Here is a 15,283-nt window from a genome sequence, read left to right as displayed (position 1 = left end):
GCTATCAGCTATCAGCTATCAGCTATCAGCTAACAGCTATCAGCTATCAGCTATCAGCTAATATAGCGTTTCTAGGACTCATGAGGTACACATTATTTTTTACCTCTTCCCTGGTCCCTGGTCCCTGGTCCCTGGTCCCTGCTCCCTGGTCCCTGGTCCCTGGTCCCTGGTCCCTGGTCCCTGGTCCCTGGTCCCTGGTCCCTGGTCCCTGGTCCCTGGTCCCTGGTCCCTGGTCCCTGCTCCCTGCTCCCTAAAAACCAGAAATTTGTACCTCACAAGTCGTATGATTGCTATATATAATACCTAGTTTAAAAACCAAAATCGACCTTTTTTAACAGACCAAGTGAGTTCACAAACTGTTCCTTTAGGAGACAAAAACGATCGCTTAAACCTTCCCCCTAGCTGTCGCGCTAGTGCTCTAGCTTGTTTAGTTCCCCGACCTGCTGAAGGCTTAGATTTCTTGGGTTGAGATGATGAGCTAATGCCCAACCCATTATCTTGAATGCGAATAATATTAATACCTTCGGTTTGGGTGCAGGTAACTTTCAGACGAGTTACCCCTTTGGCATATTTACCGACATTGCACAATGCTTCTTCCATAAATCGACACAATCCTCGCTTCTGTTCGATACTTAATGGCGGACTATCGATTGGGTCAAATGTTATAATTTTTACCTGAATGGTTTCAAAGCAAGGAAAGTTTAAGGCTAGGGTATTGCTATAAACTTCATAGAGAATCTCGTGAGTGGGTTGCTCCAAATCTAGGTCTAAATCAATCCCGATATGGATACTGCTATCTTGGGTTAGGGTTTCTCGACGCACTGATTCATAAACTGCTCTGAGTTCTTGGTTTAACTGTTCTAGTTGAGAGCGCAATTGCTCATCAGATAAATCCTGATCTTGAGTGCAGCTGAGTATCCTAGCTAAGGTTTGTAATGGTCCATTATGAATGATGTCAAAGGTATAATCAATCATATATTGCCGTTCATTTATGCGGGATTTTAAGGTTTGCTGGTATAGATAGAAGGCATTGATGCTGACACCATTGACAGTTAAAACGAACCAGGTTGGTACTACAGGTATCCACCAACCCCAGATCAGAAGCAAATAACTTAGTGCCACCAAACTAATGCCAGCAAGACTAACACTCAATAGATTCTGTCGCGGTGTCTTAGTTAGTCTAGCGAGGCTGATACCCAGAAAGCCCCAAACCATAATCCATATATATTCCCAGCTATCTGACCAAACCCTTAACAATGGTCGTCCATTGAGAACAGCACTAATGATTTGACTAACTGTATGAGCATGCACTTCTACACCAAATACTAATCCAGGAGTAGAGCTAGGGATAGCAGAAACATTGACAATATCTTTAACGCTAGGGCTAGTGATACCAATCAGGACTATGCGATCGCGAATCCAGCTTGGATCAATGTTGCCAGTTTGGATATCGTTGAGGGATACGATCCGAAACGGTTCCCGAGCATTGCGAAAATTAATTAGGATCTGATTTCCCCCAGCATCGGCTCTGACATAGCCTCCGGAATTGGGGCGAAAGCGAGTGAGTTCCGTAGTACCAAACTGCATGGCTATTGGGTCATCAGTGCCATTGGTTAGGCAAATTCCTTGTTTACATAAATACGCTTCTGCTAGCAGTATAGCTAGAGAAAATTTATACTCTCCTTCGAGATTTGAAGTTCCTAGTAAACTGCGCCTGATGTGTCCGTCAGCGTCAGGTATGGCATCGGCAAAGCCAACTTGTTTGGGGGGTAAGGTGGGTGGTGGATTAATGGTATCGCCATATTTGCCAGGTAAGACTTTTTCAATGCCAATCACGGTTTTGATAGCCTGAAATGCTGCGACTAAGTCAGTGTAACCAGGCTCAACCCGTAAATCTCTGATGATGTCAATACCAATAGCTCTAGGGTTATAGGTTGCTAGTTTTCTCAGCAGTGATGCTAAGTCTCGATCGGGTATGGGATAGGTACCTATGCTTCGGATGTCTTCTTCATTAATACCAACAATCAGAATTCTTTTATCAATAGATTCCTCAGGACGCCAACGGAGAAAACTATCCAGAGCAATCCATTCTAGATTTTGCAGGGAGCCAGTGAGGCGAAATAGGATTACTAGTCCGATCAGGACTAGTCCTGGAATAAATCCTACCCGCCAGGTTTTAATTTCCTCCTCAGTAAAACGTTTCATAGCTCAATCGATTAGACCGACTTCTCTTGCCCGCTTCTCGGTTTTAATGCGAATATTTTCACCGGGTTTTGGATAAACCCCTAAAACGTCTTGAACTTTAGTCCAATAGTTACGCACGGTGCGCTCGGAGATTTGCATCCGCTGAGCAATGGTTCTATCCTGTAATCCTTCTTCAAAGGCTAAGGTTAGAACGTCTAGCCATTCGGATTTGATTTCCAAGCCATTTCGCATCGCTTTGGGGGTGTAAATCAATCCCTGAAGTGACCAGTCAACTTTAATTAACATTTCTTTTTGGGGCAGGCTTTTATCTACGATGGTAAAGCCTCCTTCATGTTCATTAATAGCAGGTTTTAAACGGATTAAGGCTTTGATATTAGCGCTTTGAACAACTATATTGAGGGTAGGGTATAGTTTCATTAATGTTTTGAGCAGTTGAATTCCGGTATCGGTTCGGGCAGTCTCCCCCTGCTGCTTGGGAATGGAAAGATCGGCAACAACTAAGTCAGGGGATAACCTTTCTACGTATTCTTGAGCGATCTGGGCAGTTTTAGCCGTAACAATTTCTGCCTCTGGGTATTGCTTTTGCAGTTGGCTCACGGTTCCCTCTAGAACCGATTCGTGGTCGTCAATGACAATAATTTTTGGTTTCATAGTTAAGTCTACTTGTTATAGCGCTAAGCCCAAGGCAATAGGCAATAGGCAATAGGCAATAGCTGATTATAATAGCTTTTGCTGCTTTTATAAATGTCAAACACCCACCTTAATACGTAGTGCTATATTTGTTGTGTTTTTTTTTGAGATGATTTTTAATTTGTTATTTATCATTGTGAATTTACCCTTTTTAATTTTTAATTTTTAATTTTTAATTTTACTGGATACCTTAAGCTAATGTGCATTTAACTTTCAGATCGCGACCCTTGTGCAAAAACCGGTCTACCATCTCCCTATCCTTACAAGGGTAGGTTTTTTACAAAGCTTGTAGGGTGGGCAAAAACACTTTGGTGGTTTGGAGTAGTCTAGATCCTCGAAATTTTGCCCACCACTGCCCACAAGTTCCTTACTATAGCAATCCTAATTCAAACCTTGCTGATTTATCCGTTGCTGGTGGGCAGTGCTTACATTAGACCTCTTGCAAAAGTTTTTCCTGGTATAATCACTAGTCTGGGAATTTCCGAGTTAGCGATCGCTTAAGACTAACAAACGTGCTTTGTACTTTGTTTTTGTATAAGCCTAGTACACAATCTACGTAATTTTTCCCAAAACTATTATTATAACTCAAAATATTTTTGCAAGAGGTCTATTGACTATGGCGTGCTGATATTATCTTGCTGATGCACTGCCCACCCTACATCTATCTCTCCATCTCCCCATCTCCCCATCTCCCGACTTTCACAATTTAAATCCGTGAGAGCTTACTAAAAGGGCTGGTAGTCTACGGTAAAGTAAATGCCATTGTCTTGCAGTGAGTCCCCCGGATTATCTACCCCGATCAGGGGAATACCATAGTCGAGACGGAGATTAAATCCCGATCCGATCTGCCAACGTAAGCCTAATCCTACACCAGCAATGGTGGCAGGCTTGGGGTCAAGTCCTTGATTATTCCAGGCTGTACCGATTTCAAAGAAAGGGGTTAATTGTAGTCTGGAGTCTGAGGTGAGCATAATACGTGCCTCTACTCCCCCCAAGATGCCATTATCAGCAATGATTTGATTTTGTCGATAGCCTCTGACGGTATCTCTACCACCTACACTGAACTTTTCTAGGGATAGTAAGGAATCTGGGGTGAGTTGAGTATTAATTCGGCTGATCAGCAGAATAGATGGTGATAATTGCTCCACCCACTGAAATTGTCCGACCCAGGTAAAGAAACGCCCATCAGGACTTGAGTCACTAATGGTGGCATCAAAGGCATCAATTCCTAGACTAAACTGGGAGCGGGCGGCTAATACTCGTTCTGGACTGCGCTTGACCCAATCTTGAAACAGCCGAATTACTGTGACCTTGGATGTACCATCTGCGGTTGCTTCAGAGAAGGACAAGGGAATGTCATCGAGTATGAAGGTTTGTCGGTGACGCAGGTCTAAGCCTAAGCCCACAGCGAATTCAGTCTCTGGCGATCGCAATAAGGGCTGACGGAAACTGAGGGAATAGTTCTGGGTTTCACCTCTAATGTTTAAATCCTGGAAATTCTCGGAAACAAGGCGATTCTCACTATTACTGTAGCCCAAGCTCAGGGTTCCTTTACGAGCATTGATGGGGATGGTATACCGAATATCGTAAATGTCGAGTCCTTCGGTTAGACCGTATTCCCCACGAATGCGATCGCCAAATCCCAATAGATTATCATGAGCAGCAAATACACTGACTTGGGTTGAACCAATACTGGGAGAACGGTTGTTTTCTGTTTTGACACCGGTGTGAAAGGCTGGGGCTTCTTTTAGTGTCACCTGTAATATATTACGACCGGGAGTGCTCCCTGCGGTCAATTCCACATTCACTCGTTCGATTAAGGGGTCTAGCTGCAGCAGTTGCAGTGCTTTGACTAGGCGTTGCTGATTTAAGGGTTTAGTAGTAGCAATTTCTAGGGGACGGAGTACATAGTCAGGTCGCAGACGGTTTAATCCATTCAGTTCAATTCGTTCTAGCTCACCCTCAACAACCTGTATTTGCACAGTGCCACTGTCCAGTGCTTGATTATTCAGTAAAAATGCACCAGAGGTAACGTAACCGTTGTTAATATACAGTTGAGTAATTTTAGAGCGCAGTTCAATTAAATCTTCAAAGGTGACTTCCTGGTTTTCAATTTCTTCAATTAATTCTGTAATCTGTTCTTGTAAAACGGTGTTACCGAGCACTTCTACAGTTTTGACAAGGAAACGCTGACCGGATGAAGCGATAAGATCAACTCCGGTAGCATCGGTTTGATATAAAGATTTATAGGGCTTACGAAGTTTAGTTGGTTTTGCCCCCCTAACCCCCCAATTTGGGGGGGTAATGATTTCAAAGTCCCCCAGAATTGGGGGATTTAGGGGGCTTTGCGTAAGTCTTGATTTATATCGAAAATCTTGACAAATAGGCCAAAACTCTCTCCCTGTCTCTCCCTCTCCCTGTCTTCCTATTAATTCTGACCCGATGTTTTCAACGGGACATCTAACCTGAGGTGGCGGTCGAGTAGAGGTAGCTTCAGCAGTAGAGTCTAGTAGCGATGACCCAGATGCGGAAGTAATCGGAAGGGGAGAATTAGATGAATTAGGAATCGTAGATTGAGCCATCCCATTTAGAGCTGAGATCACTAAGATAGAAACACCAAAACTAGACACACCAAAACCTGCCTTTGCCTTCAGGGGGTATGCCTTTGGTGGTGGCTGCCACATGCCATAGCGTGGCCGTAGCGCAATCGCCATCCATCTCCAAATTAGATAAACACCCATGAAAGTTTCACATTAGCTAGTGCAGGAATTATTCTACACACTCGCGACTCAAAACTAGCCGTCCATCTGGGAGTCGATATACCTTTTGAGGTTCTACAATCGGATCACCGATTTGCCAAGGGCGATCCGCTTGGGTGCTCCGGCTAGAGCTACCATCACTGGGTATGGTGCGCACGGTGCCAGTGGCAAAGGGTGAAATCCTAGCACTTCCTGGAGCAGTGGGTTTTCCACCGCTGCCAGTAATGATGAAGCTACCTGGTTGCTCCCGACTGCGGAAAATGCAGCTATTGGACAGCAAAGTAGTGGTGTCAATCTGATTGTCTGGTAAGAAGGTCAGGCTGTTTTCGATCACGCTGGCGTCGATAGTGGTGCCAACCAGTCCTCCATCGACAACCAGTAACAGTTGTGTATTAATATTCAATGAACCCCCCTTTCCCGTTGAGTCTTTGAAAGCTTGAGCAAATATACCGCTGGGAAACTTACCATCGGGGGATTTACCAATGACTTGCACCGGTTCTTTGGCCTTGATGGTTAAATTTCCTGCATCTCCTTGTGCAAAGGTACTGACGCTAACCTGTGCTCCATCCTTAAGCAGTAACTGTTGTGTCTTAATAATCAAGTTACCCCCATCTCCGGTTGAGTCTGGATTAGCTTGGGCAAATATACCGCTGTCAAAGTTACCATCGGCGGATTTATCAGTGACTTGCACCAATTCTTTGGCCTCGATGGTCAAATTTCCGGCATTTCCTTTTCCAAAGGTACTGACGCTAACCTGTGCTCCATCCTCCACCAGTAACCGTTGTGTCTTAATCCTTACCGAACCCGCATCTCCTTTTCCCAAGGTACGGGTGCCAACCACTGCTCCATCTGTGACAGTAACCGACTCAGCCTCAATCGTAATTTCACCGCCATTACCTGAACCTTCAGTATCACTTATGACGAAGAAGTCATCCCTCAACAAAATCTCCTGGTTTGCCACCAGCTTGATTTGACCCCCCTGCCGAGGACCAGAAGTATTAGCGACAATCAAGCCCTGATCATCAGTAAAGCTATTAGTACCAATGAGGATGATATCTTTACCGGAGTCAATAATCACATCCCCGGCATTTCCGACTTCACTACTGGTATTAATTGTGGTTACCTCAATCGAACCAGTCACAGCGGAATTGGGTTGGTATTGATTGGTGATAAACACCTGACCATTGGGCGGCTCAATCATTACCTGGCCAATCTTAATAGTTGCCGTGGTTGGAGGCTCCGACAACACCAGTTGCTCAGCCATGGGATTGCCAGGAATTTCACTCGGGTTACCGATAGCTGTGGTGCCAGCCCTAATATCTAGGGTGGGGCGACTACTACCATCTATTGATATGGTGGTGGTGTCATCGGATAGGGTGACGGTTTCCTGAATATTATTTGCGGGATCAGAGCCTGTAATCTTGACATTATCAACCGTTACCGAACCACCGGCGAAAATGTGTAGGGAAGCACCTTTATAACTTTTAAAACTGACATCCCCCGCTGAGCGAATAATCGGGTCATTGGGACTTGACAAATCACCCAAAGTTCCATCTATGTCTTCAATGCTAAAATTTCCTCCACTCCAATAGTGGGTATCCCCTCTAATTGGGCTACTGGAACGCAACACCATATCCCCTAGTGAAAACAACCCACTATCCGGATGAGTCAAAGCCAATATATCTACTCTTTGGTTACCCTCAAGCAATAGTTTCTCCCCAGCTGCTGCCACAAAAGGTAGCGCGATGCTATCCCGGATCTTTAGGGTTTCCATGGCCGATAGGGTCAAATTCCCCCCAGCGGATAGCTGACCCTGTAAATCTAGATTCAATCCGGAAAGGGTTAAATCTTTCCCCACTGCCAAGGTGCCAGTATTGATAATATTCCCTGAGACAGAAGCAACCTGATTAAAAAACAATGCTCCGGGATTAATGGTTAGTAAACGGCTAGTTTCTGGTTCGGTGGCACTAAAATATCCATCGTCTCCCCATGCGTACGCATTCGCCGTACTTCCTACAAATGAACCCTCCACATCCAACCTGGCATTCGACCCAAATATAATCCCATTGGGATTGAGTAAAAACAGGTTAGCTGCGCCATCTACTCCCAAGGTTCCTTGAATATCGCTGGGATTAATTCCGGTCACCCGCGACAGGATATTCTCAATTCCAGCTGGATTAGCTAAATAAACCCGCAACCCTTCTGAGACATTGAATTCTTGAAAACTGTGGAATAGGTTAACTCCCCGTTGAACTCCTCCTTCAATTAATTCTGCTGGCAATCCCTTTACAGAAGCATCAGGAATCACCACCGAACCATTAGCTCCCAAGGTATCATCTGGTACGATATTGCTCTGAGCATGGGCTTGATTACTAGTAGATGGGATTAACAGTGACAGTGTTAGTGAACTTGCCATGCCTACTGTACTTACCAATCCCAATTGCGAGCACCGACTCAGCCTAGTTTGTTTGATCAAAGCACCGATTCCTTAACAAGTAAGTAATAATTTTATGGCTGTAATTATTATCTCTAAAACAGGGAGCAGGGAGCAGGGAGCAGCGATGCAGCGCGGTCTTGGGGGTTTCCCCCATGAGCGACTGCATCAAGACGGGAGCAGGTAAGAGGGAAAACCATCCTGTGTACCTGATAGTTATAGCGCTACGCGCAAGGCAAGAGGCAAGAGGCAAAAGGCAAAAGTTTACTACAAAAGCTTTTCAGGTTGTAAGTAGCTGGACAAAAATATAGTAATTCTCTGTCTTGATGCATCGCTGTATTAACTTGTGTAAAGCGCTCAAAAATCCATCTGCTCCCTGCTCCCTGCTCCCTGCTCCCTACTCCCTATTCCCTGTTCCCTGTTCCCTGTTCCCTTGAGTACTCATTTTGATACCAATTTGATAATTCGATCCATAATTAACGCAGCGATTAAACCAACTAACACATGAACTACCACAAACACGACACTGTAAGTCAAGCAAGGTGTAACACCAGCGGTGGGGCAATCTAAGGATTCTTTCGAGAATAGTTGGGCGATAACAGACTCTACCGGTTTAGCATCGGTTTGGGACGAAATACCACTGACCGCTAAACCAGTACCGACCAGGGTAATCCAACGTTCTAAATTTTTTTCTCGTTCTTCAGCAGCTTTCTGTTCCTGATGCCGAATTGACTCTAATTGTTTTTCTCGGGCTTGATCAGCCTTCTCCTTATCTCTGAGGGCTTTTTCCAAAGCGCGATCGCATTCTGCCTGCTCAATGTCCACGATGCCTCGGATACTACCAAGCATCTGGTCAAATAGTTGCTGACCGGGTTTGAGATAATTCAGGTCGGTTTCAATCTGTTTTTCAAACCGTTTAGTTCTTTGGTTGAGGAAGTCTTCCAAAAACTTGATACTATCGTCTTCGAGACTATGTTCACAGATTTTGTTTAGCCAGTAGTCATAGTTGTGGGCATTGGTAGCGATCGCATTGTTGTGATCCTCCATGTCTCGCAGATAACCAGCATACTCAACGGTCTTGGATGGCATGTCGGTCAGTTTCTGCTTCAGTTGCTCTAGCCGTGTTTCTGGACGTTGCTGAATTGAAGTATCAATGGGCGATCGCTTAGTTTTGGTCAAGCCCCCTAAATCCCCCAATTTTGGGGGACTTTGAGAGTTTTGTTCCCCTCCCGGTGCCCTTTCCGTAATGCCTGTTTCTCCCTTCGTTGCCAATTCCTTGAAACCTTTAACCTCTTGTTCCAGTTGCCCATAGAGTGCTCTAGTTTGGCGATAACACCAACGGGCTTCATGATAAGCAAACAGGATTTTACTGCGACAGCACAATAGATTGAAAAATGACAAGGAAGTCTTTTCAACCAGGTTTAAGGTTTCTGGGTGACGGTTTAACCAGACCAGAACGTGACATTGCTCCGTTGGTTTCTCTTTACCGTTGTCATAGGCAAATATTGGGCTACCAAATAACTTCCCAGATGCGGTAAATTGGGGTTTTTGGTCGGTTCCCTGGAAAAAACCATCCACACAGGCATCGGCTAACGTTCTATCTTCATCGGGAGTGCCCACTGGTTCGCCATAGAGCACTAAGGTTTGTCCTAAAGAAGCTTGAATGGTGCTGGCTAGGAGGCACCCTTCGGGATTGAAGTGACTAAATTCACTGGCTGCAACGGTATTCTGGCAAAACAGGGTTAGGTCAAGGGCATAGGTATCATGAATTTTAACCGGATAGACGTGGACGGTTAGGGGAGACCCTGCTAGTTGCAGTGGTGCAGTGTTGGTTAAGGCAGCATTCCCTGGGAGTAACTCTACGTAACGGCTTGTAATTGCTGTTTGGCTTAGAGGGGATGGTATTTTTTCAGGTAAAGATTTCAGCTCTGGGATACCTAGGGGTTCGCTGAGGTTAGCACAGTGTTGCCACAACTGATCCGCATCCGGTCGCAACTGTCCCAGTTCTTGGCTTAAGTCTTGGCAGAGATGGAAGGCATAAAGGGTGACGCTGGGGTTTTTGAGTCGCAAGGTGGTGTCAGTCATCAGCCTTTGGGAGTGTTGGGTTTTTTGGTTTCTGGGGGAGAACTCTTGCGGAGCTCATTAATCAGGGTTTCCCGTAGGTTTTTTTCGTCTTCGGCTTTAGTTTCAGGAGTGGGGAAAGTGCCTCCAGGTCCCAGCTCTTTGATTGGTTCATCATCTGGAAAACTTCTACGTACTTGCTGCAAAGCATCATTAATTTCTGGTAGTTGTTCGTCGCACCAATCCAAGATTAATTCCGATATTTCCTCTATATCTTCTGGAATTTTTTCCGCGAGAGTTTGTCTGTCTTGAGTATTAAACAGTCCTGGAGTGTTTTGTAGTAAGTGGATAAACGCCTTGACGTTTTTTTGTGCAAATGTCATTCTCAATCTTCCAAATTTAATCAATGTTCAAGACCATTTACCAATTGCACAGAAAGCTGCCCAATGATAGGGTTCTTGAAAAGGTTTTTCCATAGAACCCAGCTTATAAAACCAGTCGCCTAACTGTCCTCGGTGATTCCGACTCAAGGGCAAATGGCTTGCCCACTGCTGTAATTCTTCCTTAGTCACATCCCGCAGCCAGAATTGCGCTTTATTAAGGGCAACTGCTAAGGACATCTGGTTTCGTAGATTCTCATAAAATTTAATCATCAACAACGCCGTAGACAATTCGTTCACTTTCCATAGGCTACTAACCACAGCTGGACTACCCGCAACTATAAAACCACTGGGTAAACCAATGTATTCGTCGCTGACGTTATTCAACTTGACTAATCCCGTTTCGCAAGCAGAAAGGGTGACAAGGCGACATTTTTCTAATTTTAGGGCAAAGACTGCATCTAAGGTGAGGCATTTGTCTAAGTCAATTACTTCACCGTCATCCAAAGGTAGATGTTGTTCTGGATTGAGTTTAGCCGGTGCAGGGCTAAAGTGGGAATCTGCCAGGATTAAGGCCGATTTCTGAGGCTGGTTAAGATTAAAGTAACCGTGACAGCTAAAATGGACACAGTGGTAAGTGTTGAGAGGTTTGCTATCTATGGCGGCTTTGGTGGCAGCGTTTTCCACGAGGACTTCTGTATCTGGTGGTGGATTGAAGTAGCCTTTAATCACTTCTACTCCGATATTAGTGTAAACCAAATCAGCAGTGGGATTTTGAACCGCAAACAGCTGGATAAAGTCGGGGCGTTTTCTGGTTTGAGTAAGTTGCAGTAGTTGACAGCTAGGGGCGTAACTTACCCCTGCTGGAAAGCGATCCATCATAATTTCAGATTTACCTTCTCCCTGCTGACTGTTAATCGGTAAGGCATGAAGCGGCAACAAATGTAAATACAAATGGGGGATTAAAATTAAGCGATCGCACTCTGGGGGTATTTGCTGAATAACTTCATCTATGTGAATAATTTTTGCCAACAGATGGAGGCGAGTATTCAGGTGGCACTGCCAAGGCGATTCTTTTGGATATTTTCGGTTGCTTAGCCAGGTTTTATGATTATTGTAAGCTCTTAAATATCCATTTATCCACTTTACCAATTTGTCTAAGTCTTGTGGCTCAGATTGCCAAACTATGGGTTGTTGAGTTTCGCTGGTAAAGATGAAACTGAGCAGCTTATCCCCTGTAATATAAAACTCTATAATGGCAGTGTGGTCATCTAATTTGTTCTGAAATTCCTCAAAGTTAAAGCTAGAACCGATACGTAAATGTTGGTCTTGTAAATCATTGCGCTGTTGTCGCAATTCTTGAAGACGTTGTGCTAAGACTTTTATATTTTCAGCTTTGCCATGCTGGATTTTATATTGACCTATGGCTATTTCATCCCTGTATTGTTCTAGTTGAGTAACAACATCTGCGGGAAAGATGGTTTTCAGGTCACGGCTGAGAATCTCTTCAACTAAATTGCCGGTTTTGCTCCGTTCAACATAGTCAATGGCTTCAGTGATATTAGTTAAGTCTAGGCAAGTTAATACCATGCCTTGATAGCTTCGGTGGTTTTTTTCAGCTAGTTTAGTCTTGTATTCTTCTACTCCAGAACCAGAACTAATTTCATCTCGCAGGAATTCTACTGTTTTAATTGCAGCATCAAAAGCCTTGTAAGCTTCCCGGAAATTTTGAGCATCTCGGTAAGCAAAACCAAGGTTATTGTTAGTATCTAGATAGTCTTGGGGAAATGCCTCAAAGGTACTGACTCTAAGAGCCTGTTGGTAACAAGCGATGGCTTGTTTTATATTCTGTGCTTTCTCCCCTTTTTTTCGGTCACCGTAAGCAATACCGAGATTAGTTTGTGTCGTTGCCCAATCAATCGGAAATGCCTCAAAGGTATAAACTCTAAGAGCCTGTTGGTAACAAGCGATGGCTTCTTCTATATTCTGTGCTTTCTCACCTTTTATTCGGTCACCGTAAGCAGCACCGAGATTATTTTGTGTCGATGCCCACTCAATAGGAAATGCCTCAAAGGTTCTGACTCTAAGAGCCTGTTGTAAACAAGCGATGGCTTGTTCTATATTCTGTGCTTTCTCACCTTTTATTCGGTGATAGTAAGCAGCACCGAGATTATTTTGTTTATTTGCCCACTCAATCGGAAATGCCTCAAAGGTATAAACTCTAAGAGCCTGTTGTAAACAAGCGATGGCTTGTTCTATATTCTCTGCTTTCTCCCCTTTGATTCGGTCACCGTAAGCAGCACCGAGATTATTTTGTGTCATTGCCCACTCAATCGGAAATGCCTCAAAGGTTCTGACTCTAAGAGCCTGTTGGTAACAAGCGATCGCTTCTTCACTATTCTGTGCTTTCTCACCTTTTATTCGGTTATTGTAAGCAAAACCTAGATTGTGTTGAGTCATTGCCCACTCAATCGGAAATGCTTCAAAGGTTCTGACTCTAAGAGCCTGTTGGTAACAAGCGATCGCTTCTTCACTATTCTGTGCCTTCTCCCCTTTTATTCGGTTATTGTAAGCAAGACCAAGATTATTTTGTGTCATTGTCCAATCAATCGGAAATGCTTCAAAGGTTCTGACTCTAAGAGCCTGTTGGAAACAAGCGATCGCTTCTTCTATATTCTGTGCCTTCTGACCTATGATTCGGTTATTGTAAGCAAGACCGAGATTATTTTGTGTCATTGCCCAATCAATCGGAAATGCCTCAAAGGTTCTAACTCTAAGAGCCTGTTGGTAACAAGCGATCGCTTCTTCTATATTCTGTGCCTTCTGACCTATGATTCGGTTATTGTAAGCAAGACCGAGATTATTTTGTGTCATTGCCCAATCAATCGGAAATGCCTCAAAGGTTCTGACTCTAAGAGCCTGTTGGTAACAAGCGATTGCTTCTTCTATATTCTCTGCCTTCTGACCTTTTATTCGGTCACCGTAAGCATTACCGAGATTATTTTGTGTCGTTGCCCACTCAATCGGAAATGCCTCAAAGGTTGTAACTATAAGAGCTTCTTGGAAACAAGCGATCGCTTCTTCTATCTTCTGTCCTTTATCCCCTTTGATTCTCTCATCGTAAGCAATACCGAGATTAGTTTGTGTCCTTGCCCACTCAATCGGAAATGCCTCAAAGGTATAAACTATAAGAGCCTTTTGGAAACAAGCGATCGCTTCTTCTATCTTCTGTGCTTTCTCCCCTTTGATTCGGTCATAGTAAGCAATACCGAGATTATATTTTGTCCTTGCCCACTCATAAGGAAATGCCTCAAAATACATCTCCATAAACTCGGTTTTGACCCAGGCATTCCTAGGGTTTGAGGTTAATTTTTGGAGATGTCTAAAGGTTAATACTCTTAGAGCTTCTTGGTAGCAAGCGATAGCAACTTCTATCTTCTGTGCTTTCTCCCCTTTGATTCGGTCATAGTAAGCAATACCGAGATTATATTTTGTCGATGCCCACTCATCAGGAAATGCCTCAAAGGTTAATACTCTTAGAGCTTCTTGGTAGCAAGCGATAGCAACTTCTATATTCTGTGCTTTCTCCCCTTTGATTCGCTCACCGTAAGCAAGACCGAGATTATTTTGTGTCATTGCCCACTCATCAGGAAATGCCTCAAAGGTTAATACTCTAAGAGCCTGTTGGAAACAAGGGATGGCTTGTTCTATCTTCTGTGCTTTCTCCCCTTTGATTCGGTGATAGTAAGCACCACCGAGATTAGTTTTTGTCAATGCCCACTCATAAGGAAATGCCTCAAAGGTTAATACTCTTAGAGCCTGTTGGAAACAAGGGATGGCATCTTCTATCTTCTCTGCTTTATCACCTTTTATTCGGTGAGCGTAAGCAATACCGAGATTATATTGTGTCTTTGCCCACTCATCAGGAAATGCCTCAAAGGTTAATACTCTAAGAGCCTGTTGGTAACAAGCGATCGCTTCTTCTATCTTCTGTGCTTTTTCACCTTTTATTCGGTCACGGTAAGCATTACCGAGATTAGTTTGTGTCCTTGCCCAATATTCAGGAAATGCCTCAAAGGTAAAAACGGTAAGAGCCTGTTGCCAACAAGCGATGGCCTCTTCTATATTCTGTGCTTTCTCCCCTTTTATTCGGTGATAGTAAGCATTACCGATATTAGTTTGTGTCGATGCCCAATCAATCGGAAAAGCTTCACGGGTGAAAACAGTTAGGGCGACTTCATAGCCAGTGATGGCAATTTCTATATTGCTGGCTTGGTCACCCAAGGGGAATTGCTGGATTAGATAGCTGAGAAATAAAATACCTGCTGCTAGTAATTTTGCTTCATCTGGTTTCGCTTCCGCCAGCTTACGTGTTGCCCAATCCCGCAACTTTTCTGCTAAAGTCTGATTAATTTTGTCTATATTTGCTGCCAGTAATGGGTAAACTACCTGCTGATCACCATTACTGTCTGCAGTTGCTTGTAGTACCTGTAAGAGAAAGTCAAGTTGGGCATCAGATGTGTTGTCAGCCATTGCCATCCACTGCTATACAATAGTTATTCAAAAATTCGACTTATTGAAAGCACCCTGGATTTACCAATCTTCCGCCATTGGCCAAACTGTCTGCTGCTATCCCTTAGGAAAAGGCAAGAGGCAGAACCTTGTAAATTATAGCATTCCTAACAAGTCAGAAGTCTGAAGTCTGAAGTCAGAAGTCTGAAGTCTGAAGTCAGAAGTGGGTAGTGCTGTATTAA

The 15,283-nt window shown here is 44.0% G+C and carries 8 protein-coding genes; 1 reads left to right on the top strand and 7 read right to left on the bottom strand.

The genetic code is table 11. The annotated features are described in order from the left end of the window. Nucleotides 1-303: 303 nt before the first annotated feature. Both F6K46_RS20125 and F6K46_RS20120 read right to left on the bottom strand, forming a co-directional pair. A complete protein-coding gene (locus tag F6K46_RS20125) occupies nucleotides 304-2,205 on the bottom strand; it encodes a CHASE2 domain-containing protein (protein ID WP_293060413.1) in 1,902 nt (633 codons plus the stop codon). 3 nt (nucleotides 2,206-2,208) lie between these two features. Beyond that, nucleotides 2,209-2,856, bottom strand: a complete 648-nt coding sequence (locus tag F6K46_RS20120; RefSeq protein WP_293060411.1) for a response regulator transcription factor — start codon at nucleotides 2,854-2,856, stop codon at nucleotides 2,209-2,211. A gap of 381 nt (nucleotides 2,857-3,237) precedes the next feature. On the opposite strand from F6K46_RS20120, the gene F6K46_RS20115 reads away from it, so the two are divergent. Beyond that, the gene (locus tag F6K46_RS20115) at nucleotides 3,238-3,396 is read left to right on the top strand and encodes a hypothetical protein (RefSeq protein WP_293060409.1); all 159 of its coding nucleotides are present in this window, start codon (nucleotides 3,238-3,240) and stop codon (nucleotides 3,394-3,396) included. A 224-nt stretch (nucleotides 3,397-3,620) separates the two neighbouring features. Here the strand turns inward: F6K46_RS20115 and F6K46_RS20110 are convergent, their stop codons facing one another. The 5 genes from F6K46_RS20110 to F6K46_RS20090 form a co-directional block, all read right to left on the bottom strand. Next, the gene (locus F6K46_RS20110; RefSeq protein ID WP_293060407.1) at nucleotides 3,621-5,636 is read right to left on the bottom strand and encodes a ShlB/FhaC/HecB family hemolysin secretion/activation protein; all 2,016 of its coding nucleotides are present in this window, start codon (nucleotides 5,634-5,636) and stop codon (nucleotides 3,621-3,623) included. A gap of 28 nt (nucleotides 5,637-5,664) precedes the next feature. Further along, nucleotides 5,665-8,070, bottom strand: a complete 2,406-nt coding sequence (locus F6K46_RS20105) for a filamentous hemagglutinin N-terminal domain-containing protein (protein ID WP_293060403.1) — start codon at nucleotides 8,068-8,070, stop codon at nucleotides 5,665-5,667. Between the two features lie 459 nt (nucleotides 8,071-8,529). Continuing rightward, a complete protein-coding gene (locus tag F6K46_RS20100; RefSeq protein ID WP_293060398.1) occupies nucleotides 8,530-10,173 on the bottom strand; it encodes a hypothetical protein in 1,644 nt (547 codons plus the stop codon). After that, nucleotides 10,173-10,532, bottom strand: coding sequence for a hypothetical protein (locus F6K46_RS20095; protein WP_293060395.1), 360 nt, complete (start codon nucleotides 10,530-10,532; stop codon nucleotides 10,173-10,175). The genes F6K46_RS20100 and F6K46_RS20095 overlap by 1 nt, the downstream gene beginning before the upstream one ends. Nucleotides 10,533-10,559: 27 nt before the next feature. Next, the gene (locus F6K46_RS20090; RefSeq protein ID WP_293060393.1) at nucleotides 10,560-15,062 is read right to left on the bottom strand and encodes a CHAT domain-containing tetratricopeptide repeat protein; all 4,503 of its coding nucleotides are present in this window, start codon (nucleotides 15,060-15,062) and stop codon (nucleotides 10,560-10,562) included. Nucleotides 15,063-15,283: the final 221 nt, after the last annotated feature.

The organism is Moorena sp. SIO3E8 (assembly GCF_010692445.1).
In the GTDB taxonomy this organism is placed as follows: Bacteria; Cyanobacteriota; Cyanobacteriia; order Cyanobacteriales; family Coleofasciculaceae; genus Moorena; species Moorena bouillonii.
The sequence above is the reverse complement of the archived record's forward strand: the minus strand, read 5'-3'. Positions and strand labels throughout refer to the sequence as shown.

Bases quoted from the DNA above. Each gene is read 5' to 3' on its own strand.
- F6K46_RS20120 (WP_293060411.1), bottom strand. From the start codon at position 2,856: ATGAAACCAAAAATTATTGTCATTGACGACCACGAATCGGTTCTAGAG.
- F6K46_RS20125 (WP_293060413.1), bottom strand. From the start codon at position 2,205: ATGAAACGTTTTACTGAGGAGGAAATTAAAACCTGGCGGGTAGGATTT.
- F6K46_RS20090 (WP_293060393.1), bottom strand. From the start codon at position 15,062: ATGGCTGACAACACATCTGATGCCCAACTTGACTTTCTCTTACAGGTA.
- F6K46_RS20105 (WP_293060403.1), bottom strand. From the start codon at position 8,070: ATGGCAAGTTCACTAACACTGTCACTGTTAATCCCATCTACTAGTAAT.
- F6K46_RS20110 (WP_293060407.1), bottom strand. From the start codon at position 5,636: ATGGGTGTTTATCTAATTTGGAGATGGATGGCGATTGCGCTACGGCCA.
- F6K46_RS20100 (WP_293060398.1), bottom strand. From the start codon at position 10,173: ATGACTGACACCACCTTGCGACTCAAAAACCCCAGCGTCACCCTTTAT.
- F6K46_RS20095 (WP_293060395.1), bottom strand. From the start codon at position 10,532: ATGACATTTGCACAAAAAAACGTCAAGGCGTTTATCCACTTACTACAA.